The 21,461-nt window shown below is 66.1% G+C and carries 23 protein-coding genes; 21 read left to right on the top strand and 2 right to left on the bottom strand.

Annotation, left to right across the window (positions count from 1 at the left end; genetic code table 11):
• The first annotated feature begins 2 nt into the window (after nt 1-2).
• Nucleotides 3-1,622: a glycosyltransferase family 39 protein gene (locus tag FA87_RS11685; protein WP_239709077.1), complete on the top strand. Its 1,620-nt coding sequence runs from the start codon at nt 3-5 to the stop codon at nt 1,620-1,622.
• 4 nt (nt 1,623-1,626) lie between these two features.
• On the opposite strand, the gene FA87_RS11680 is transcribed toward FA87_RS11685, so the two are convergent.
• Nucleotides 1,627-2,196 carry a Maf family protein gene (locus FA87_RS11680; RefSeq protein WP_043694707.1) on the bottom strand — a complete coding sequence of 190 codons (570 nt, stop codon included), beginning with the start codon at nt 2,194-2,196 and terminating at the stop codon, nt 1,627-1,629.
• Nucleotides 2,197-2,209: 13 nt separating this feature from the next.
• Nucleotides 2,210-2,656, bottom strand: a complete 447-nt coding sequence (locus tag FA87_RS11675; protein WP_043694703.1) for a hypothetical protein — start codon at nt 2,654-2,656, stop codon at nt 2,210-2,212.
• Between the two features lie 235 nt (nt 2,657-2,891).
• Here FA87_RS11675 and FA87_RS11670 point away from each other — a divergent pair, with 235 nt between their 5' ends.
• The 20 genes from FA87_RS11670 to nuoG all read left to right on the top strand — a co-directional run bounded on the left by FA87_RS11670 (nt 2,892) and on the right by nuoG (nt 21,461).
• On the top strand, nt 2,892-3,329 hold the full coding sequence (locus FA87_RS11670; protein WP_342633155.1) for a YceD family protein: 438 nt from the start codon (nt 2,892-2,894) through the stop codon (nt 3,327-3,329).
• A gap of 18 nt (nt 3,330-3,347) precedes the next feature.
• Nucleotides 3,348-3,542: a 50S ribosomal protein L32 gene (rpmF, locus tag FA87_RS11665; RefSeq protein WP_036112167.1), complete on the top strand. Its 195-nt coding sequence runs from the start codon at nt 3,348-3,350 to the stop codon at nt 3,540-3,542.
• An 89-nt stretch (nt 3,543-3,631) separates the two neighbouring features.
• A complete protein-coding gene (locus FA87_RS11660; RefSeq protein WP_036112171.1) occupies nt 3,632-4,600 on the top strand; it encodes a beta-ketoacyl-ACP synthase III in 969 nt (322 codons plus the stop codon).
• Between the two features lie 211 nt (nt 4,601-4,811).
• Nucleotides 4,812-5,762 (top strand): ACP S-malonyltransferase, encoded by a 951-nt coding sequence (gene fabD / locus FA87_RS11655; protein WP_043694695.1) that lies wholly within the window; start codon nt 4,812-4,814, stop codon nt 5,760-5,762.
• Nucleotides 5,763-5,805: 43 nt separating this feature from the next.
• Nucleotides 5,806-6,549 carry a 3-oxoacyl-ACP reductase FabG gene (gene fabG / locus FA87_RS11650; RefSeq protein ID WP_043694692.1) on the top strand — a complete coding sequence of 248 codons (744 nt, stop codon included), beginning with the start codon at nt 5,806-5,808 and terminating at the stop codon, nt 6,547-6,549.
• 170 nt (nt 6,550-6,719) lie between these two features.
• Entirely contained in the window at nt 6,720-6,959 is a 240-nt protein-coding gene (gene acpP / locus FA87_RS11645; RefSeq protein ID WP_029213434.1) for an acyl carrier protein, read from the top strand.
• A gap of 155 nt (nt 6,960-7,114) precedes the next feature.
• Nucleotides 7,115-8,404 (top strand): beta-ketoacyl-ACP synthase II, encoded by a 1,290-nt coding sequence (gene fabF / locus FA87_RS11640; protein WP_036112182.1) that lies wholly within the window; start codon nt 7,115-7,117, stop codon nt 8,402-8,404.
• Nucleotides 8,405-8,429: 25 nt separating this feature from the next.
• Nucleotides 8,430-9,755: an aminodeoxychorismate synthase component I gene (locus FA87_RS11635; protein ID WP_036117348.1), complete on the top strand. Its 1,326-nt coding sequence runs from the start codon at nt 8,430-8,432 to the stop codon at nt 9,753-9,755.
• Nucleotides 9,752-10,588, top strand: coding sequence for an aminodeoxychorismate lyase (gene pabC, locus FA87_RS11630; protein ID WP_036112186.1), 837 nt, complete (start codon nt 9,752-9,754; stop codon nt 10,586-10,588). The genes FA87_RS11635 and pabC overlap by 4 nt, the downstream gene beginning before the upstream one ends.
• On the top strand, nt 10,585-11,616 hold the full coding sequence (gene mltG / locus FA87_RS11625; RefSeq protein ID WP_036112189.1) for an endolytic transglycosylase MltG: 1,032 nt from the start codon (nt 10,585-10,587) through the stop codon (nt 11,614-11,616). The genes pabC and mltG overlap by 4 nt, the downstream gene beginning before the upstream one ends.
• A 55-nt stretch (nt 11,617-11,671) precedes the next feature.
• A complete protein-coding gene (gene holB, locus FA87_RS11620; protein ID WP_036112192.1) occupies nt 11,672-12,607 on the top strand; it encodes a DNA polymerase III subunit delta' in 936 nt (311 codons plus the stop codon).
• A gap of 63 nt (nt 12,608-12,670) precedes the next feature.
• Nucleotides 12,671-13,633, top strand: a complete 963-nt coding sequence (locus tag FA87_RS11615; protein ID WP_051943472.1) for a PIG-L family deacetylase — start codon at nt 12,671-12,673, stop codon at nt 13,631-13,633.
• Nucleotides 13,634-13,667: 34 nt separating this feature from the next.
• Nucleotides 13,668-14,027: a PilZ domain-containing protein gene (locus FA87_RS11610; RefSeq protein ID WP_036112194.1), complete on the top strand. Its 360-nt coding sequence runs from the start codon at nt 13,668-13,670 to the stop codon at nt 14,025-14,027.
• A 320-nt stretch (nt 14,028-14,347) separates the two neighbouring features.
• Nucleotides 14,348-14,704: an NADH-quinone oxidoreductase subunit A gene (locus tag FA87_RS11605; protein WP_036112196.1), complete on the top strand. Its 357-nt coding sequence runs from the start codon at nt 14,348-14,350 to the stop codon at nt 14,702-14,704.
• On the top strand, nt 14,695-15,249 hold the full coding sequence (locus FA87_RS11600; RefSeq protein ID WP_036112197.1) for an NADH-quinone oxidoreductase subunit B: 555 nt from the start codon (nt 14,695-14,697) through the stop codon (nt 15,247-15,249). The genes FA87_RS11605 and FA87_RS11600 overlap by 10 nt, the downstream gene beginning before the upstream one ends.
• Nucleotides 15,250-15,263: 14 nt before the next feature.
• Complete coding sequence (locus FA87_RS11595; RefSeq protein ID WP_036112199.1) at nt 15,264-15,992, top strand: NADH-quinone oxidoreductase subunit C; 729 nt, start codon at nt 15,264-15,266, stop codon at nt 15,990-15,992.
• Between the two features lie 27 nt (nt 15,993-16,019).
• On the top strand, nt 16,020-17,249 hold the full coding sequence (locus FA87_RS11590; protein ID WP_239709167.1) for an NADH-quinone oxidoreductase subunit D: 1,230 nt from the start codon (nt 16,020-16,022) through the stop codon (nt 17,247-17,249).
• A 21-nt stretch (nt 17,250-17,270) separates the two neighbouring features.
• Nucleotides 17,271-17,798 (top strand): NADH-quinone oxidoreductase subunit NuoE, encoded by a 528-nt coding sequence (nuoE, locus tag FA87_RS11585; RefSeq protein ID WP_036112204.1) that lies wholly within the window; start codon nt 17,271-17,273, stop codon nt 17,796-17,798.
• A gap of 10 nt (nt 17,799-17,808) precedes the next feature.
• Nucleotides 17,809-19,152: an NADH-quinone oxidoreductase subunit NuoF gene (nuoF, locus tag FA87_RS11580; protein WP_036112206.1), complete on the top strand. Its 1,344-nt coding sequence runs from the start codon at nt 17,809-17,811 to the stop codon at nt 19,150-19,152.
• The gene (gene nuoG / locus FA87_RS11575) at nt 19,149-21,461 is read left to right on the top strand and encodes an NADH-quinone oxidoreductase subunit NuoG (protein WP_043694688.1); all 2,313 of its coding nucleotides are present in this window, start codon (nt 19,149-19,151) and stop codon (nt 21,459-21,461) included. The genes nuoF and nuoG overlap by 4 nt, the downstream gene beginning before the upstream one ends.

Genomic DNA, 21,461 nt, shown 5'->3' with positions numbered 1-21,461 from the left:
CGATGCGTGAGCTCCCCGTCCTGGCCATGTCGATGCGAGATCGTTCGAGTGTAGCGGCGCGCGCGCGATCCTGGCGAGGCACGTTTCTCGTCCTGTTCGCGCTGACGCAGCTGGGCAAGCTTTTCATCGCATGCACCTTGTCGCCCTTCGGTGACGAAGCGTTCTACTGGCAGGAGAGCCTCGCGCCCGCATGGGGCTACAGCGACCTTCCGCCCCTCACGGCGTGGCTGATCGCGGTATCGGAGGCGTGCTTCGGTCACGGCCTTCTGTCGATGCGCCTGCCATTTCTGCTGGTCGGCGCCTGTATCCCGTGGCAGGTAGGCGCGATCGCAGGACGCTACGGTGGTGAGATCGCGCGCTGGCAGGCGGCGACCTTCGCCCTGAGCCTTCCGCTGGTCGGATCGCTGGGTGTGCTGGCGTTGCCCGATGTACCGCTGACCTTCGCCATCGTGCTTGCCTCGCAGGGTTTGATCGCCGCGCTTGAGAAAAATCTGTATCGCGACTGGACGCTGCTCGGCGTGGCGCTGGCGATCGCCTGGATGACTCACTATCGCGCCGCCATGCCGATGCTCGGCGGCCTCGTGTTCTTGGTCGCCACCGCGCGCGGCAGAGCGCAGTGGCGGCGTCCCGGCATCTGGCTCGCGCTGGCTCTGGCGTCGATCGGTCTCGTGCCCATCGTGCTCTACAACATGGCGTCGCGCGGCGCCGGTGTGGCGTTTCAGCTGGTCGACCGGAATCCCTGGCAGTTTCATGCGGATGCGCTGGTGCAGCCGCTGGAGCAGGCCGTGGCCTGCACACCCGTCGCATGGGTGGTGATGCTCTGGGCGCTGTGGCGAAGCTGGCGCCGTCGCGCGGAGGCGCCCTTCGACGTCGTTGCGGCTATCGCGGGCACGTTCGTCCTTGCTTACTTCGTGCTTGGCCTGTTCGCGGACGACGTGCGTTTTCGTGCGCACTGGCCACTGCCCGCTTACACGCTGCTGTGCGCCGCACTACCGTTACTGCTCGAGGATGCCGCGCGCGGATGGCGCAGGGCGGCGCGCGGTGGATTTGCGCTCGCGGCGCTGGGGCTGGTCATCGGGCTGGCCTATCTCGGTCTTGCCGCGTCGCCGTCGGGCGCCCGCATGCTTTCGGGAGCCAAGGCGTTTCCGGCGAATTTCACGGGCTGGCGGGAGTCCTCGGCAGCGGTGGCGAGGGTATTGCGCGCGGACCCATCCCTGGTCGTGGTGGCCGACAACTTCATGCTGGCGGCGGAACTGCGTTTCGCACTCGGCGGCGGGCGCGAGATCTATGCGCTCGACAGTCCGCTGAACACGAAGCATGGTCGCGCAAGACAGCTCGCCGACTGGGGTCTGGATGAAAGAGGACTGTCCCTGCATGAGGGCGCGCGGTTGCTGCTCGTGGTCGACGAAACCGCGCTGCGTGAGCGTGAGCGGCGCGACTGGCTGGGATCGGTGTGTTCGCGTGTGGCGCTGGGTGAGTCGGTGACTCGTCTTGACCTGTTCGACAAACGGCGTCGTTTTGCCTTGTATCGTGCCGGGCCGGCGCCGCCGACGTCGGAGCCGGGTGTCGCGGACCCCGACGCCTGCCGGGTTTGGACCGCTGTCGCGCGCGCCGGCGGCTGAGGCCTCAGGGGAGTTCGACGCCCGCGGCACGCAGCAGGCGTGACGTCGCGATCAGCGGCAGACCGACCAGCGCCGTAGGGTCTTCGTTGACGATGCGCTCGAACAGGGCGATACCCAGTCCTTCACACTTGAAGCTCCCCGCGCAGTCGAGTGGCCGCTCGCGCTCCACGTAGCGTTCGATGTCCGCCTGGGTGAGGGTTCGGAACGTCACCCGGGTTTCGTCGACGTGGGTCAGTGCGTCGCCTTGCGCATCGATGACGCAGACGGCCGTGTGAAAGACCACGTCATGGCCCGAGCTCGCGGCGAGCTGCCGGTGGGCCTGATGGACGGTGCCGGGCTTGTCCAGCACGGTGCCGTCGAGATCGGCGACCTGATCGGAACCGACCACGACGCTGCCGGGGCGGAGGGCGGCGACCGCGCGCGCTTTCGCCTCCGCCAGGCGGGCTGCGCGGGAGGCGGGGGCTTCGCCGGGAAGGGCTGCTTCGTCCGTACCGGGCGAAACTTGCCCGAAGTCATCGAGCAGGCGCCGCAGCAGGCCGGCACGGTAGTGGGAGGTCGATGCGAGGACGACCATCGGGGAGGGCACGTCAGAATTCCTTGTGAATGTGTTCGCGCACGGCCGTGTCGAGTGCGGTCTGGGCGTCATCGAGGGCACGCAGGCGAGGCTCCAGCTGCTGGCGGGCGCGGACCAGGGCATCCACCGCCTCATCGAGCTCGCGCTGGCTGGCGTCAGGCCCGCGGTCGCGGATCCACAGCCGCTGCTGGAGCAGGGCGCGCAGTCCGGAGTCCACGGCCTGCTGAGCCTCGATCTCGCCTGCCGCGGGCTGGTCGGGGCTGACCGACATCACCGCATGGGCACGCTGAAGGCGATCCCGGCAATCCTTCAGATCCGCCTCCAGCCGGTCGGCGTTGTCCATCAGGCTCTGCAGGGCGCCGTGGCGTCGACGGGTCCGCTGATGGCGGAGCACCCATCCGGAGAGCCCGACCGCTAGCGCAAAGACGATGGCAAGTGCATAATATGCAACGGAAAACACGCGACCTCTTCCTTCCTGGGGGCTGGTGGCGGCAATCGGGAACCAGGCATGGCAGTCTGCACGAAAGCCCCGCGACTGCGCAAAACCGCCCTGTGTCCCACATTCGACCGCCTAACCGGTTGACTTCAAGGGTGTTGATGCCTATCATTCCCCGATTATGTCCGTGACTTTGCCATCGTCCGTGGACGCTTGGCGCGAAGTTCGTGCGCGGCGTTCGTTCCAGGGTCAGCTTCCCGTGTCGGTCTTCACCCGTCTCGGAGAAGTCATCGCGTCCACCGAAGGTGACGTGACCTACGAGCTGGACTTCGGCACCGACGACTTCGGCACGAAGTACGTAGCCGTCCGTGCGACAGCACCCTTGACACTCATCTGTCAGCGGTCGCTCGAGCCGTTCGTGCTGCCGGTCGAAGTCGATACGCGTCTCGGACTGATCGTGCGTGAGAGTGACGAAGCCGGGCTTCCGCCGGGTTACGAGGCTTTGCTGGTCGAAGACGACGGCAAGCTCAATCCCATCGCGACGATCGAAGATGAACTGCTGTTGGTGCTGCCCCTGGTCCCGGTCAATCCGGACTATGAGTTGCCCGACGACATGCTTGGAGCCGGTGAGGAAGAAGAACCCTTACCGGAAAAGACCGAAAACCCGTTCGCGGCACTCCGCGGACTCATTAAGTAATTTCGCTGGAGATTCGCCATGGCCGTTGCCAAGAGCCGCAAGACCCCGTCCACCCGCGGCATGCGTCGTTCGCACGATGCGCTGACCACCGTTCAGCTGTCGACCGACCCGACGAGCGGCGAAGTCCACCTGCGTCACCACGTGACCAAGGACGGCTTCTACCGTGGTAAGAAGGTCATCGACACCCGCGGCGCGGTTGAAGTCGAAGACTGATCCGTCCCGCCAGGGATGATCAGAACGCAGGCGGCGCGGCAACGCGCCGTTTTGCGTTTCCGAAACACCATCACGATGGGGATACGGTTCTGAAATACGCCCGCATCATAGGCACCGGCAGCGCACTTCCCGACAGGGTGGTCACCAATGCCGACCTCGAAAAGATCGTCGACACCAGCGACGAATGGATTCGCACGCGCACGGGTATCACCGAGCGCCACATCGCCGCGGACGGCGAAACCACCAGCGATCTCGCCTTCCTTGCCGCGCAGCGTGCGCTCGAGGCGGCTGGCGTCAAGGCCAGCGACATCGACCTGATCGTCGTCGGTACGACGACGCCGGATCTCATCTTTCCGTCCACCGCCTGTCTGGTTCAGCACCGGCTGGGTGCCAACGGCTGTGCCGCGTTCGACGTCAATGCGGCCTGCTCGGGCTTCGTTTACGCCCTGGGCGTGGCCAATGCGTTCATTCGCAGCGGACAGTCGAAACGCGCGCTGGTGATCGGTGCCGAGACGCTGACGCGCATGGTCGACTGGACCGAGCGCGAGAGTTGCGTTCTCTTCGGCGACGGCGCCGGCGCGGTCGTTCTCGATGCGTCCGACGAACCGGGCATCTACACGACGCGCATGCGCGCCGACGGTGGATTCAAGCATCTGTTGTTCAACCCGGTCGGCGTATCCGTCGGCTTCACCGACGCGCCCAACCATGGGGTGAAGATCACCATGCTTGGCCGCGAGGTGTTCAAGGTCGCGGTGAAGACGCTCGACGCGCTGGTCGGTGAGACGCTCGCCGACGCGGGCATGACCGAGGACCAGGTCGACTGGCTGATCCCTCACCAGGCCAACCTGCGGATCATCGAGGCAACGGCCAAGCGGCTGAACATGTCGATGGACCGCGTGATCGTCACGGTCGACAAGCACGCCAACACCTCGTCGGGTTCGGTGCCGCTGGCGCTCGATTACGCCGTCCGGTCGGGCAAGGTGAAGCGCGGGCAGAATCTGCTGCTCGAGGCGTTCGGCGGCGGGTTTACCTGGGCGTCCGCGCTTCTGAGGTATTGACCGGGTTGTCGCATCCGCGCCTTGTTGGCGTATCGCGCGCGGGGCGCGCTCCTACGACAACCGCGCTGTAGGAGCGCGCCCCGCGCGCGAATAGCCAACAGCGCGATGACGCGGCAACGACTGATTCCGACGTCACCACACGCCTGCGAATGGTGCAATCGCCCCCGGGTTGCTGCACCATTCGCGGTTTGAAGTCCCGGAATCGTCTCGAATGACCTCATCCAGCGCCTCGCTCGCCTTCGTTTTCCCTGGCCAGGGTTCGCAGTCCGTCGGCATGCTTGCCGACCTCGCCGCCGCGCACCCTGAAGTCCGTGCCACCTTTGACGAAGCTTCCGCGGGCGCCGGTGTCGATCTGTGGGACATCAGCCAGAACGGCCCGGAAGAAAAGCTCAACAGCACCGAGAACACGCAGCCGGCACTCCTGGCCGCCAGCGTTGCCGTCTGGCGTGTCTGGGTGAAGCAGGGCGGTGTCATGCCGGCCTTCCTCTCCGGCCATAGCCTCGGCGAGTACAGCGCGCTGGTCGCCGCGGGCGCCTTGTCCCTGAAGGATGCCGCCGGGCTGGTCGCCGAGCGTGGCCGCCTGATGCAGGCCGCCGTGCCGGCTGGCGTGGGCGCCATGGCTGCGATCATCGGTGGCGACGACGCCCAGATCGCCGAGGTCTGTGCAGAAGTGGCCCAGGGGCAGGTCGTCGCTCCGGCCAACTTCAACTCGCCGGGCCAGCTGGTGATCGCGGGTCACGCCGAGGCCGTGGACCGCGCTCTGGCGCGTCTTGCCGAGCTCGGCGTGAAGAAGGCGGTGAAACTGGCCGTTTCCGTGCCGTCGCATTGCATGCTGATGCGCGATGCCGCCGATCGCCTCGGCGAAAAGATGGCCGCCATCGAGTGGTCGATGCCGTCGATTCCGGTGATTCAGAACGCCGACGCCGCGGCGCACACCTCGGTCGAGGACATTCGTGGGGCGCTGATGCGCCAGCTCTACCTGCCGGTACGCTGGACCGAATGTGTCCAGGCGCTGGCCGCCGCCGGGGTGACTCAGGCGCTCGAGTGCGGTCCGGGCAAGGTTCTGGCGGGTCTTATCAAGCGTATCGACAAGTCGGTGGAGGCGAAGCCCATCGGCGCGCCTGCCGACCTCGATGCCGCCCTGGCGGCCGTGCAGGCCTGATCCGGCCCTTCTTCTTTCTTAAGTACGACAGGACACGCATTCCATGACCCAGTCCCTGAAGGGTGAAGTCGCCCTCGTCACCGGCGCCAGTCGCGGTATCGGCGCGGCGATCGCCGATCGGCTCGCCGCGCTCGGCGCGACCGTTTTCGGTACGGCCACCAGCGAGGCCGGTGCGCAGGCCATCAGCGAGCGCCTCGCGCCGCACGGCGGCCACGGCCGCGTGCTCAACGTCACGGACCCTGCCGCGATCGAGGCGCTGATCGACGCGATCGCCAGGGAGGCCGGTGCTGTTTCCATCCTGGTGAATAACGCCGGCATAACGCGCGACCAGCTGCTCATGCGCATGAAGGAAGACGACTGGAGCGCGATCATCGAGACCAATCTGACCTCGGTGTTCCGTACGTCCAAGGCCGTCATGCGCGGCATGATGAAGGCACGCAAGGGTCGCATCATCAGCATCGCCTCGGTCGTGGGCGTCACCGGCAACCCCGGTCAGGCCAATTACGCGGCCGCCAAGGCGGGCATCATCGCGTTCTCCAAGTCGCTGGCCCGCGAGATCGGCTCACGTGGCATCACGGTCAACGTGGTGGCGCCGGGTTTCATCGACACCGACATGACCCGCGCCCTGCCGGAGGAGCAGCGCACGGCGCTGCTGGCCGGCATCGCCCTGGGGCACCTGGGTGAATCGGAGGATATCGCCGAAGCCGTGGCCTTCCTGGCCTCGCCCGCGGCGAAATACATCACCGGCGAGACGCTCCATGTCAACGGCGGCATGTACATGCCCTGATGGGGCAGGGCCGGCGGCAGTCGCCACCGGCCCGTTTTTGAGAGACAATCTCTTTTTCGCGTCCGGCTCAGAAAAGTCGGACGTTATTCACGTGGCGGCGGTGTGTTGGCGGGCCTGGTCCTTAGCCACTACAATGCCGCCGGATTTTTCCCTCGGGAGGTAAAGGCAACATGAGCACCATCGAAGAGCGCGTCAAGAAAATCGTCGTTGAACAGCTGGGCGTTAAGGAAGACGAAGTCACCACCAACGCTTCGTTCGTGGACGATCTCGGCGCCGATTCGCTCGACACCGTTGAGCTCGTGATGGCCCTCGAAGAAGAGTTCGAGTGCGAGATCCCGGACGAAGAAGCTGAGAAGATCACTACGGTTCAGCAGGCGGTCGATTACGTCAAGGCCCACGTCAAGGCCTGATCCACATCTACCGGCTGGTTGTCGATCGGAGGCGTCGCCTCCCGTCGATCTCCGAGCGACATGGAAGCTGCGCCTTACGGCGCAGTTTTCGTTTGCGGCAAACGCAACCTGCGCCCGCGTATGGTTTGCGCGGGAACAGTTGAGGATGAGAACGCATGAGTAAACGACGTGTGGTAGTGACCGGTATGGGCATCATCTCGCCGGTCGGCAACGATGTCGCCACCGCCTGGAAGAATGTGGTCGAAGGCAATACCGGCATCGGTCCGGTGAGTGAATTCGACGCCAGCGCCTATAGCACCCGTATCGCGGGCGAGGTCAAGGGGTTCGATCCTGTCGACGCCTTCTTCGTCGGTACCGATACGCCGGACGACGAGCGTCGTTCGGTCGCCAAGGATTTCAAGCGGATGGATCCGTTCATCCACTACGGCATCGTCGCCGGCACGCATGCGTTCCGTCAGTCGGGTCTCGTGGTGACCGATGAAAACGCGGGCCGCATCGGTGTCGCGGCAGGCGCCGGTATCGGTGGCCTGCACACGATCGAAGGCACGGCGCTCGAGCTTCACGAGAAGGGTCCCCGTAAGGTGTCGCCGTTCTACGTGCCCAGCTCCATCATCAACATGGTGGCCGGCAACCTGTCGATCTACCACGGCCTCAAGGGCCCGAACATCGCGCTCGTGTCGGCATGCACCACCGCCGCGCACAACATCGGCATGGCCATGCGTCTGATCCAGTACGGCGATGCCGATGCGATGATCGCCGGCGGTGCGGAATTCGCCACGACGCCGACGGCGATGGCGGGCTTCTGCTCGGCCAAGGCCATGTCCACGCGCAACGACGACCCGGCGCACGCCAGCCGTCCTTGGGACACCGGTCGCGACGGCTTCCTGCTGTCCAATGGCGCTGGCATGCTGATGCTCGAGGAATACGAGCACGCCATGGCGCGCGGTGCCACCATCCTGGCCGAGCTCGTCGGCTTCGGTATGAGCGGCGACGCGTACCACATCACCGCGCCGAGCGGCGACGGTGCGGAACTGGCCATGCGCAACGCACTGCACGACGCCGGCCTGACCGCCGAAGACGTGCGCTACGTCAACGCGCACGGTACCTCCACGCCGGTGGGCGATCTGGGCGAAGCCAGGGCCATCCGCAACGTGTTCGGCGAACACGCCACGAAGCAGGGCGCGTTCTCGGTCAGCTCGACCAAGTCCGTCACCGGTCATCTGCTGGGTGCCGCGGGTGGTGTCGAAGCCATCTTCTCGATCATGGCGATTCGCGACGGCATCATGCCGCCGACGATGAACCTCGAGAACGTGGATCCGGAAGTCGCCGCGCTCGGCATGGATCTGGTGCCGAACAAAGCGGAGAAGGCCGACATCGACGTCGTCGTATCGAACTCGTTCGGCTTCGGCGGAACCAACGGTACGCTCGTCTTCCGTCGCGTCTGACGCGTTGGCTTTCGTCACGCGAACCCTGGCCGGCCGGCGCGATCTCCTCGCGCCGGCCGCGTCGTATCCGGCGCGCTATCCGGCGTTGCTGGCCAGTGCCGTCACCGGAACGCCGCAATCGCGTTTCGACATCCTGTTTGCCGCCGGCACCGAATCCCTCACGCTGTACGCGGACGGTGTCGTTCGCGATGCACGCGGCGATGTCATCGAGGGAAGCTTTCTCGACGCGCTCGATGCGGCGTGGTCGCGACGTCGCAGGCCGCGTGTCGATGACGGCCTGCCGTTTCACGGCGGCTGGGTCGTATATCTGGCATACGAACTGGTGGGGCAGATCGAGCCGGGCCTGCATCTGCCGGCATCGAACGGTGCGGCACCGGTGGCCATCGCCTTGCGTGCGCCAGCCGCCGCGGTGGTCGACCACATCGAGCGGCGCACCGTTCTCGTCGCGGAAGAAACGGCCCCGGAGTGGCTCGATCGTCTTGAGAGCGATCTCGCGCTTGACGCCCCGTCGATGGCGCTGGCGACGCCGCTCGCCGTCGACGAAGACGAGCCACGACGTTTCCTCGATGGCGTCACGCGTATCCACGAGCACCTGCGTGCGGGCGACGTTTTTCAGGTGAATCTCTCACGGCGCTGGTGTGCGCGTTTCGCCCAGGCGCCGTTACCGGCCAGCCTGATGCTCGCGCTGCGCAAGGCCAATCCGGCGCCGTTCGCCGGGCTGCTGCAGCAACCGGGCTGGGCCATCGTCAGTTCGTCACCCGAGCGCCTGGTCGAGTCGCGCGGCGGCGTGCTGCAGACGCGGCCGATCGCCGGTACGCGACCGCGTGTCGCCGGCGATGACGACGTGGAGAAAATTCGCGAACTCACCTCGCATCCGAAGGAGCGTGCCGAGCACGTCATGCTGATCGACCTCGAGCGCAACGATCTCGGGCGTGTCTGCGTGCCGGGCAGCGTCCGCGTCGACGAGCTGATGGTGGTGGAGAGCTACGCTCACGTGCATCACATCGTCAGCAACGTGTCGGGTCGCGCACGCGAGGGGATCACGCCCGGACAGATCATCGCGGCGACGTTCCCTGGCGGAACGATCACCGGTTGTCCGAAGGTTCGGTGCATGGAGATCATCGGCGCACTGGAGCAGGAGGCGCGTGGTGCGTACACGGGCGCGCTGGGCTATCTGGATGACCAGGGCGACATGGATCTCAACATCCTGATCCGTACCCTGACCGTCGAAGGGACCGAGGTCTCGTTCCGTGCGGGCGCGGGCATCGTGACCGACTCCGTGCCGGAGAAGGAACTCGACGAGACGCGGGCCAAGGCGCGCGGCTTGCTGCGGGTGTTCGGCGCCGGATGAGCGCGCGCGTTTCCGTGGATTTCGTCGATGGCGACCGTATCCCGGCGGCCGACCGGGGTTTCACTTACGGCGACGGGGTGTTTGAAACATTACGCATGGTCGACGGGCGCGTCCCGCTGTGGCCGCGGCACGTGGCCCGGCTGCGCGATGGTTGCACGCGCCTGCGCATGCCCGTGCCGGACGTGGATGCGATCCTCGCTGAAGTGGAGCGCCTTGCCACGGACCTGAGCGATGCGGTGGTCCGCGTCACGCTCAGCCGTGGCGATGGCATGCGCGGGTATGCGCCGCCACAGCCGCAACGGCCACGCGTGGTCGTGCAGGTCGCTCCGCTGTCGCTGGATGCCGGCGCCTACGCGGAGGGTGTTTCCGTCCGTCTTTGCGACACCCGCCTCGCCACGCAGCCTCTGCTGGCCGGGATGAAGCATCTCAATCGTCTGGAGCAGGTGCTGGCCCGTGCCGAATGGTCCGATGCCACCTGGACCGAGGGTCTCATGCTCGACGATCGCGGCGACGTTGTCTGTGCCACCGCCGCCAACGTGTTTGCTGTCTTCGATGGGCGACTGGTGACGCCACCGGTGGATCGCTGCGGTGTCGCCGGTGTGGCGCGTGCCGAAGTGCTCGCCATTCGCAACGTCGAGGTAGCTCCGATCAGCCCCTTGCGACTTGCCGAAGCCGACGAGGTCTTCCTCACGTCGGCCGTTCGGGGCATGCTTCCCGTTCGGGTCTTCGCGACCCGGTCGTGGCAGCCCGGTCCCGTCACGCGTGCGCTTCAGGCGCACTGGGGACGTCTGGGCCTGCCGTTGCCTGTCGGCTTCGAGGATTCCGATCGATGAAAGTGCGCGGCATCGCCCTCTGGCGTGTCATTTTGCTGGTGGTGCTGGTCGCGGCGATCGCCGCCGGGTCCTGGCTGTGGTTCGACTGGGCGCGTTTCGCCCGTACCCCGCTGGCGATTCCCGCCGCCGGGCAGAGCATCGACGTAGCACGCGGTGCGTCATTCAGGGACATCGTGCGTGACCTGCGCGACCGCCATGCGACCGCGGCGCCCTCGTTGTACTGGCGCGTGCTCTCCATGGAGATGCACGCCTCGGGCCGCCTGCACGCGGGCGAGTTCGCCCTGCGTCCCGGGATGACGCCGCGCGATCTCATCGGCGACATGGCCAATGGCCGTGTCCTGCAGCGCAACCTGACCATCGTGGATGGCTGGAGCTTTGCCGACCTGCGTCGCACGCTCGCGGCGGTGCCGACGCTGACCCACGACACCGCGGACCTCGACGATGCGGCGATCATGCGCCTGATCGGCGCCCCGGAGGGCGACAACCCGGAAGGGCGCTTCCTCCCCGAGACCTATGCCTATGTGAAAGACGACAAGGAGTCGAGCATCCTCAAGCGAGCGTATGTGGCGATGGGCAAGACGCTCGATGCCGCCTGGGCCGGTCGCGCGAAAGATCTCCCGCTGGCCAGCGCCTACGAGGCGCTGATCCTCGCCTCGATCGTCGAGAAGGAAACGGGCAGGGCGGATGAGCGTCCGCGAATCGCAGGCGTCTTCGTGCGTCGTCTCGAAGGCCGGATGCTGCTGCAGACGGATCCGACGGTGATCTATGGCATGGGCGCGTCGTACGCCGGCAGCATCCACAAGAGCGACCTCACGACCGACACCCCCTACAATACGTACACGCGGACAGGTCTGCCGCCGACGCCGATCGCGCTGCCAGGGCGCGCGGCGATCCTGGCGGCGGTGCATCCGGCGGACGGCAAGGAGCTGTATTTCGTCGCTAAAGGCGACGGCAGCCACGTCTTCTCGTCGTCCCTCGAAGAACATAACCGGGCCGTGGCCTGCTACCAGTTGAAGCGATGCCAGTGACGACACTCCAGCGCAGCCGGATCCGGGCCATGAACGTCATCGCGGCGGTGACCGCGTGACGTCGCGCCCCTGGCACGAGGACGCCTGGGCTCGCATGCAGGCCCGCCGCGAGCGGGATGCGCTGCCGCACGCGCTGCTGCTGGCCGGGCCCGCGGGGCTGGGCAAGCGCGATTTTCTGGCGGCATTCGTCAAGGGCCTGCTCTGTCAGCAACCGGTCGATGGCGTACCTTGCGGTATCTGCCGCAGCTGCCACCTGGTGGCCGCCGGCACCCATCCGGATGTCGTGACGCTGACGTTCGGCCTGCGCAAGGACGGCGTCACCCGAAGCGAGATCGTGGTCGACCAGATCCGCGACCTGTCGGCCCGGCTGGCGATGTCGAGTCAGTTCGGCGGCTGGCAGATCGCCACGGTCGATCCGGCCGACGCGATGAACGCCGCCGCCGCCAACGCCCTGCTGAAGACGCTGGAAGAACCCACGCCGGCAACGCTGCTGATCCTGGTGGCTGACGAGCCCGCGCGGCTTCCGGCGACGATCCGCAGCCGCTGCCAGCGCATCGATTTCCTGGTTCCCTCGCGCGAGGTGTCGCTGGCCTGGCTACGCGCCGAAGGCGTCTCCGACGCGCCGGCCGCGCTCGAGGCGGCCGGCGGTAACCCCGGCATGGCGCGCGAGTGGTCCGCCGACGGTGCGCTCAAACAGCGCTCCGAGGTACGCAACGATCTGAAGGCGCTTGCCGCGGGCCGAGGCGACGCCATGGAGGTCATCAAGCGTTGGCAGGCCGCGCAGCCGGCGCGCTATCTCTGGTTCGCCGCGCAGGCGGTGACCGACGAGCTGCGTGCGCGTACGGCCGGAAAGCCCGCGCCGCTCGAGAGTCAGCTCGACGACGAGGCACTGGACCACTGGTACGGGCGGGTCAACCGGGCCCGCGACGCCCTGCGCGGTCCGCTGCGTGTCGACCTCATTCTTCTCGAACTGCTTGCCGCCTGGCGTTGACGCGGCCTTACCGGCCATTCGGTCCTAATGGTCGTGCCCGTCACTTGTGTGAGGAAAGACCCTTTGTATCGTGACCCCGTCATCGACGGCGCCACCCGGCTTCTGGTGGTTGCGCCTCACCCCGACGATGAGTCGCTCGCCGCGGGCATGCTGATCCAGCGCACCCTGGCCATGGGCGGGCGGGCCGACGTGCTCCTGCTGACCGATGGCGACGACAACCCCTGGCCGCAGCGCTGGGTCGAGCGGCGCGTGATCATCGATGCACCGGCGCGTGCCCGCTGGGGTGCGCGACGTCGTCTCGAAGTGGCCGGGGCCCTGGGGCGCCTGGGTGTACCGCCTGACCAGTTGCATGCGCTGGGCTGGCATGACATGCAGGTAACCGATGAGCTCAGGCGGCGGCATACCGCCGCCGTGACCGCCGTCCGGCGGGTGATCGAGCGGGTCCGGCCGACCCTGGTGGTGATTCCCGATCTGGGCGATACCCACCCGGATCACGGCTCCGCCCACGTTCTTGCCCGGCTGGCGCTGTCGGCGGCCGGTTCAATGGCGGACGTACTCACTTATATGGTGCACGGCACGGAGCGCAGTGCGCCCGACGACCTGTGGGTGCCCGACCTCGATGCCGAGCGGCAGGCCACCAAGCTGGCCGCCGTGCTCGAACACCACACTCAGATGGCGCTCAGTCGCGAACGCATGCTCGGCGTGGCGTCGCGGCCCGAGCGCTTCGACCGGCCTGCCGCGGCGCCCGGTGTCGGATCCCTGCTCCTGCCGTGGCGGCCGGGCGTGCTGGCGCGCCGCCGGTTGCGCGTCGTGCTGGCGGACGGGCAGGGTGTCGTCGCGTGGCCGTGGCGCGAGGCGCCGCTGGAATCCTCGGGTGACGGCTGGCTGCTGCGGCTGCGCGATGCGCCGGGTCCGGCTTTCGTGAAGCTCACCGCCGACTTGTCCACGCCCTGGATCTACGACCACTATGGCTGGGCATGCCAGGATCCGGAGCCAGTCGGGCTTGTGGCCCGGCCCATCGGCTAGCTAGGATGGCCGCTATTACAGGGAAACCGCTTGCATGAACGCCAACGTCTCCTCGCCGCGTCAGGGCATCCTTTCGCTGAAGATCAAGGATGTGAACGCGCTCTACGTCGCCTACATGCCGTTCCTCAAGACCGGCGGCCTGTTCGCGCCCACGGCGCAGCGCTACAGCCTGGGCGACGAAGTGGCCCTGCTGGTCACCCTGATCGACGAAAACGAGCGCCTTTCGGTCGCGGGCAAGGTCGTCTGGATCACCCCCGTCGGCGCGCAGGGCAATCGTACGGCCGGCGTCGGGATCCAGTTCAACGAATCGTCTGAGAGCGAAGCCGCCCGTCAGCGTATCGAGGCCCTTCTCGCCGGTAGCCTCGCCTCCGAGCGTCCGACCCAGACCATGTGAGAGGAGGGCGCATCCGGCGCCCTTCCGAGGTCTTCCCGCCGCAAAACGCTGCGATTGCATGCATGGGGTGAGGTTTTTGCCTCACGCGGTGATGTTTTTCCCGCATTAAGGCTTGTAGGTATACCTGCACGCACTGGTACAATAGTTCGGTTCCCCAACGTGAGATTGTGGATATCCGGAGTCGTTGGCGCGCCCGTCGCGTCGGCTCGGATCGATCCATTTGGATCGATCCGAAAAAAACTCCGGCGACCCTAGCCGGACCGCTCGTCCCCGCCGACGGTCACTGATGCGCCCAGTGAGGCGCGGAGGTACGCAGCATCGTGCTTGCCCAATATTGGCCCGTCCTGTTGTTCATTGCCGTGGCCGTTGGCCTAGGTATCGTCCTGATGGCGCTCGGCATGCTTGCCGGTCCCCGCCGTCCCGACGCGGAGAAGCTCTCGCCCTACGAGTGCGGCTTCGAGGCCTTTGAAGATGCGCGCATGAAGTTCGACGTGCGCTACTACCTCATCGCCATCCTCTTCATCATTTTCGATCTCGAAATCGCCTTCCTGTTCCCGTGGGCGGTGGTGTTCGACAAGATCGGCCTGATCGCCCTGGTCGAGATGGCGCTGTTCCTCGCGCTGCTTGTCGTCGGCTTTGCTTACGTCTGGAAGAAGGGAGCACTCGAATGGGAGTGATGACCACCATCGACCGGGTGATGCACAACCCGGCGCCGCTCAACCTCGTCGACGACATCCTGCGCCCCAATGGTGACGCACCGGTCGTCAACCGCGGTTTCGGCGTGACCAGCATCGATGCGCTGATGAACTGGGCCCGCACCGGTTCCATGTGGCCGATGACCTTCGGTCTGGCCTGCTGCGCCGTCGAGATGATGCACGCGGGTGCCGCGCGCCTCGATCTCGATCGCTTCGGCGTCGTCTTCCGTCCCAGCCCGCGCCAGTCCGACGTGATGATCGTCGCCGGTACGCTGGTCAACAAGATGGCCCCCGCGCTGCGCAAGGTCTACGACCAGATGCCCGAGCCGAAGTGGGTCATCTCGATGGGCTCCTGCGCCAATGGCGGCGGCTATTACCACTATTCGTATTCGGTCGTTCGTGGCTGCGATCGCATCGTGCCGGTCGACATCTACGTGCCGGGTTGCCCGCCGACGGCCGAAGCGCTGATCCACGGCATCCTGCAGTTGCAGAAGAAGATCCGCCGCACCCACACGATCGCGCGCTGAACAGGGCTTCGAACATGAGTGTTACTAACGAGACCTCGCTGGTCGAACGGCTCGCCGCGCGTTTCGGTGACATGCTGACGGTGAAGGTCGAGCGCAACGAGGTCACCGCCGAGGTGTCTCCGCGCGACATGACCGCCGTCGCCACCGCGCTGCGCGACGAAGCCGGCTTTCGCTTCACCATCGTCATCGACGTGTGCGGTGTCGACTACCTCAGCTACGGCCAGACCGAGTGGGACACGGACACCGCGCACGGCGAAAGCTTCTCGCGCGGCGTCGAAGGCCAGAGCGCCGGCCGCTTCACGTGGGCGGAGCGTCCGCGCAACGTCGAGCAGCCGCGCCGCTACGCCGCGATCATCCACCTGCTGTCGATCGAGCTGAACCAGCGCATTCGCCTGCGCGCGTTCTGCGAAGACGACGCGTTCCCGGTCGTTCCGTCCATCACGCCGATCTTCCCGGGCGCGGACTGGTTCGAGCGTGAGACGTTCGATCTGTTCGGCATCATCTTCGATGGTCACCCCGATCTGCGCCGCATCCTCACCGATTACGGCTTCGTCGGCCATCCGTTCCGCAAGGACTTCCCGCTCATCGGCAACGTCGAGGTTCGCTACGACCCCGAACAGAAGCGTGTCGTCTACGAACCGGTCTCGATCGAACCGCGCGTGCTCGTTCCGCGCACGATCCGTAATGACGCCGATCTCGATCAGGCCAGGGCGGAATCCGCCGATCACTGGCGGGAGAATTAAGCCGTGGAAGAAATTCGCAATTACACGATGAACTTCGGCCCGCAGCATCCCGCTGCGCACGGCGTGCTGCGCCTCGTGCTGGAGATGGACGGCGAGACGATCGTCCGCGCCGATCCGCACATCGGCCTGCTGCACCGTGGCACCGAGAAGCTCGCCGAGTCCAAGCCGTTCAACCAGTCCATCGGTTACATGGACCGCCTCGACTACGTGTCGATGATGTGCAACGAGCACGCCTACGTGCGCGCCATCGAGAACCTCCTAGGTATCGAGGCGCCGGTTCGCGCGCAGTACATCCGCACGATGTTCGACGAGATCACCCGCATCCTCAATCACCTCATGTGGGTGGGTTCGAACGCACTCGATCTCGGCGCCATGGCCGTCTTCCTCTACGCGTTCCGTGAGCGCGAAGAGCTGATGGACGTCTACGAGGCGGTGTCGGGCGCGCGCATGCACGCCACGTATTACCGTCCGGGTGGCGTCTATCGCGACCTGCCGGAGCAGATGTCGAAGTATCGCGAGTCGCCGTGGCACAAGGGCGGCGACCTCAAGCGCCTCAATGCCTGGCGCGAAGGCTCGATGCTCGACTACCTCACCGAGTTCACCAACGACTTCCCGGCGCGCGTCGACGAATACGAGTCGCTGCTGACCAACAACCGTATCTGGAAGCAGCGTACGGTCGGCATCGGTGTGATTCCGCCCGAGAAGGCCCAGGCCTGGGGCATGACCGGCGCCATGCTGCGCGGTTCGGGCATCGCCTGGGATCTGCGCAAGAAGCAGCCGTATGCCGCGTACGCGGACATGGACTTCGACATCCCCGTCGGCGTCAACGGCGACTGCTACGACCGCTACCTGGTCCGCGTCGAGGAGATGCGCCAGTCGAACGCCATCATCAAGCAGTGCGTGGCGTGGCTGAAGGCCAACCCGGGTCCGGTGATGGTGCAGAACTACAAGGTCGCTCCGCCCAGTCGTGAAGAGATGAAAAACGACATGGAAGCGCTGATTCACCACTTCAAGCTCTTCACCGAGGGCTATGGTGTGCCGGCCGGTGAAACCTATGCCGCCGTCGAAGCGCCGAAGGGCGAATTCGGCTGCTACCTCGTGTCCGACGGTGCCAACAAGCCCTTCCGCGTGCATCTGCGCGCGCCCGGCTTTGCGCATCTGTCCTCCATGGACGCGATCGTGAGGGGCCATATGCTCGCCGACGTCGTCGCGATGATCGGCACCTACGATCTCGTTTTCGGCGAAGTCGACCGCTAAGTCGACGGAGTGAACTGAATCATGAAAGCCACCGGTCAATTCGAGCAGGTCAAGGACGTCGATCCCCTCGCCGTGCTCAACGATCACACCCGTCAGCACATCGATCACTGGGTGTCCAAGTTCCCGCCGGATCGCAAGCGTTCCGCGCTGATCCAGTCGCTGATGGCGGCGCAGGAGCAGAACGTCGGTTACCTCACCGACGAGCTGATCACCGCCGTCGCCAAGTACCTCGACCTGCCGCCGATCTGGGCGTACGAAGTCGCGAGCTTCTACTCGATGTTCGAGACGACTCCCGTCGGTCGTAACAACGTCGCCATCTGCACCAACATCTCCTGCTGGTTGAACGGTGCCGAAGGCATCGTGCGTCAGTGCGAGAAGAAGCTGGGCATCAAGACGGGCGAGAGCACCGCCGACGGCCGCATCTACCTCAAGCAGGAAGAGGAATGCCTGGCCGCGTGTGCCGGCGCGCCGATGATGGTGGTCAATGGTCATTACCACGAGAAGCTGACGGCCGAATCGGTCGACGCCATTCTCGACGGTCTGAAGTGAGGTAAGGGCAATGGCTAGCACCACTGGTCCGGTCGGACCCGCACCGCAGGAACACCAGGTCGTCTATACGACGTTGCATTTCGAGAAGCCGTGGGCGCTCGAAAGCTACGAGAAGATGGATGGCTGGAAGGCCTGGCGCAAGATCCTGGCCGAGAAGCCGGATCCCGCCGCGCTGATCGAAGAACTGAAGAAGAGCGCGCTGCGCGGTCGCGGTGGCGCGGGCTTCCCGACCGGCCTGAAGTGGTCGTTCATGCCGCGCACGGCACCCGGCCAGAAGTACATCCTGTGCAACTCGGACGAATCCGAGCCGGGTACCTGCAAGGACCGCGACATCCTGCGCTTCAACCCGCATGCGGTGCTCGAAGGCCTGGCCATCGCCTGCTACTGCACCGGCTCGACCGTCGCCTACAACTACCTGCGCGGCGAGTTCCATCACGAGCCGTTCGAGCACATCGAAGAAGCCCTGAAGGAAGCCTACGCGGCTGGCCTGCTGGGTAAGGACATCGCCGGCTCCGGCATCGATGTCGACATCTTCAACGCGCTCGGCGCCGGCGCGTACATCTGCGGCGAAGAAACCGCGCTGATGGAATCGCTCGAAGGCAAGAAGGGCCAGCCGCGCTTCAAACCGCCGTTCCCGGCCGGCTTCGGCCTGTACGGTCGTCCGACCACGATCAACAACACCGAGACCTACGCCTCGGTGCCGGCCATCCTGCGCAACGGCGCGGAGTGGTTCCTCAACATCGGCAAGCCGAACAACGGCGGCCCGAAGATCTTCTCGGTGTCCGGCCACGTGGCCAACCCGGGCAACTTCGAGATCAAGCTGGGCACGTCGTTCGCCGACCTGCTGCAGCTGGCAGGTGGTGTGCGCAACGGCAACAAGCTCAAGGCGGTGATCCCGGGCGGCTCCTCGATGAAGGTGCTGCCGGCCGAGAAGATCATGGAATGCACCATGGACTACGACTCGCTGCAGAAGGCGGGTTCGGGTCTGGGCTCCGGTGCCGTGATCGTCATGGACGAGACCACCTGCATGGTCCGCGCCTGCCACCGCATCTCGCGTTTCTACATGGCGGAGTCGTGCGGTCAGTGCACCCCGTGCCGCGAAGGCACCGGCTGGATGCACCGCGTGCTGTCGCGCATCGTCGAAGGCAAGGGCACGGAAGACGACCTGCATCGCCTGAAGGCGATCGCCGGTCAGATCGAAGGTCACACCATCTGCGCCTTCGGCGAAGCCGCGGCGTGGCCGGTGCAGGGCTTTCTGTTCCACTTCTGGCACGAATTCGAATACTACGTGAAGCATGGCCGTTCGATCGTCGACGGTCCGGCTGACACGGTCACCACTGGAGTCGCTGCATGAGTGCGCAGCCCGTAGCCAATGCCGCGCCGGACCTCGTCAACGTCGAGATCGACGGCGTTCCGGTGCAGGTAGCCAAGGGGTCGATGATCATCCAGGCGGCCGACGCCGTCGGTATCGCCATCCCGCGCTTCTGCTACCACCGCAAGCTCCCGATCGCCGCCAACTGCCGCATGTGCCTGGTGGAAATCGAGAAGATGCCGAAACCCGCGCCTGCCTGCGCCACGCCGGTGGGTGAGGGCATGAAGGTCTTCACGCGCTCGGACAAGGCGCTGAAGTCGCAGCGCAACGTGATGGAATTCCTGCTGATCAACCATCCGCTCGACTGCCCGATCTGCGATCAGGGCGGCGAGTGCGAGCTGCAGGACGTCTCGCTGGGTTACGGCCGCTCGGTGTCGCGTTACAACGAGCGCAAGCGCACCGTCGCCGACGAAAACATCGGCCCGCTGATCGCGACCGAGATGACCCGCTGCATCCAGTGCACGCGCTGCGTCCGCTTCACCAGCGAGATCGCCGGCACGTACGAACTGGGTGGCATGAGCCGTGGTGAAAACCTCGAGATCGGCACCTACATCGGCAAGACCATCGAGAGCGAACTGTCGGGCAACATCATCGACGTCTGCCCGGTCGGCGCGCTGACCAACAAGCCGTTCCAGTTCCAGGCCCGCGCGTGGGAGCTGATCGCGCGTCCGTCCATCGCCTACCACGATGCACTCGGCTCCAACCTGTGGATGCATACGCGCCGCGGCGAAGTGCTGCGCAACGTGCCGCGCGACAATGAGACGATCAACGAGTGCTGGCTCTCGGACCGTGACCGTTACAGCCATCAGGGCCTGTACGCGGCGGACCGCGTCAAGACCCCGATGGTCAAGCGCAACGGCCAGTGGTCGGCGACGACCTGGGAAGACGCGCTGGCTGTCGCCGCCGAAGCGCTCAGGAGCATCTCCGGCGCCGAGCTCGGCGTGCTGGTCAACGGCGCCACGTCGAACGAGGAGGGCGAGCTGATCGTCCGTCTCGCACGCGGTCTGGGAAGTGCTCATGTCGATCACCGCCTGCGTCAGCTCGACTTTGCGGATAACGCGTTCGCGAAGCCGTTCGCCTCGCCGATCGCTTCGATCGACAAGGTCAAGGCCGCGCTGCTGGTCGGTTCGGACCTGCGCCACGAAGTGCCGCTCCTCAACCATCGCCTGCGTCAGGCGGTGAAGAAGGGCGCCAGGGTGTACGCGGTCAATCCGGCCCACTTCAACTTCAACTACCCGCTGGCCGGTGAATCGGTCGCCGCGCCGCACGCGCTGGTGAACGAACTGCTGATCCTGGCCAAGGCGGCCGGCGAGAACGGCGCTTCGGTGCCGGAGTCGCTGGCGTCCGCGCTGAACGGCGTGGAGACGACCGACGCGCACCGCGACGCCTTCAAGGCGCTCGGCGAGAACGCGGTGGTCATCTTCGGCCACGCCGCGGTCACCCATCCGGAAGCCTCGTGGCTGCGTGCCATCGCTCGCTTCATCGCGCAGGCGGCCGGTGCGGCCTTCAACGAAATCCCGGTCGGCGCCAACGCGCTGGGCCTGTCGTCGGTCGGCGTCCTGCCGACCGCTGGCGGTCTGGACGCGCGCGGCATGCTCGCCCAGGCCCGTAAGGGTTACATCCTGTACAACGTCGAGCCGCCGCACGATTTCGCCGATGGCGCACTCGCGCAGCGGGCGATGCATTCGGCGCAGACGGTCGTGGCCTTCGCGGCTTACGCCAGCGACGCCCTGAAGGACTCGGCGGACGTGATCCTGCCGATCGGTCTGACGCCGGAAATCGACGCGACCCTGGTCAACGTCGAAGGTACGGCGCAGACCGTCGTCGCCGGTGCGAAGGCACCGGGCGACGCCCGTCCGGGCTGGAAGGTGCTGCGCGCGCTGGGCGGGATGCTCAACGTGGCGGGCTTCGAGTTCGACGACCTCGCCGGTCTGCGTGAAGGGTTCACCGAACGCGCTTCGGACGTCCGCCAGGTGCTGGGTTCGCGCAGCAACGGCGTCTCGCTCTCGCGTCTGGCCACCACGCCGATCTATCGCGGCGACGCCGTGCTTCGTCGTGCCGGTGCGCTCAATGCGCATCCGCTGAACCGTCCCGCCGCCATCCGCATCGGTGCGGAAGAGGCCGGCAAGCTCGGTCTCACCGATGGCGCCAACGCGCGCATCGGCGACGTCGTCCTGCCGGTGGCTTTCGACGCGGCGGTGCCTGCCGGCGCCGTCTGGATCGAAGCCGCGCATTCCGAAACCGCCATGCTGCCCCCATACGGCGCGGCCATTACCGTGAGCAAGGCGTAA

The organism is Luteibacter sp. 9133, from assembly GCF_000800155.1.
Lineage (GTDB): Bacteria > Pseudomonadota > Gammaproteobacteria > Xanthomonadales > Rhodanobacteraceae > Luteibacter > Luteibacter mycovicinus.
The sequence above is the reverse complement of the archived record's forward strand: the minus strand, read 5'-3'. Positions and strand labels throughout refer to the sequence as shown.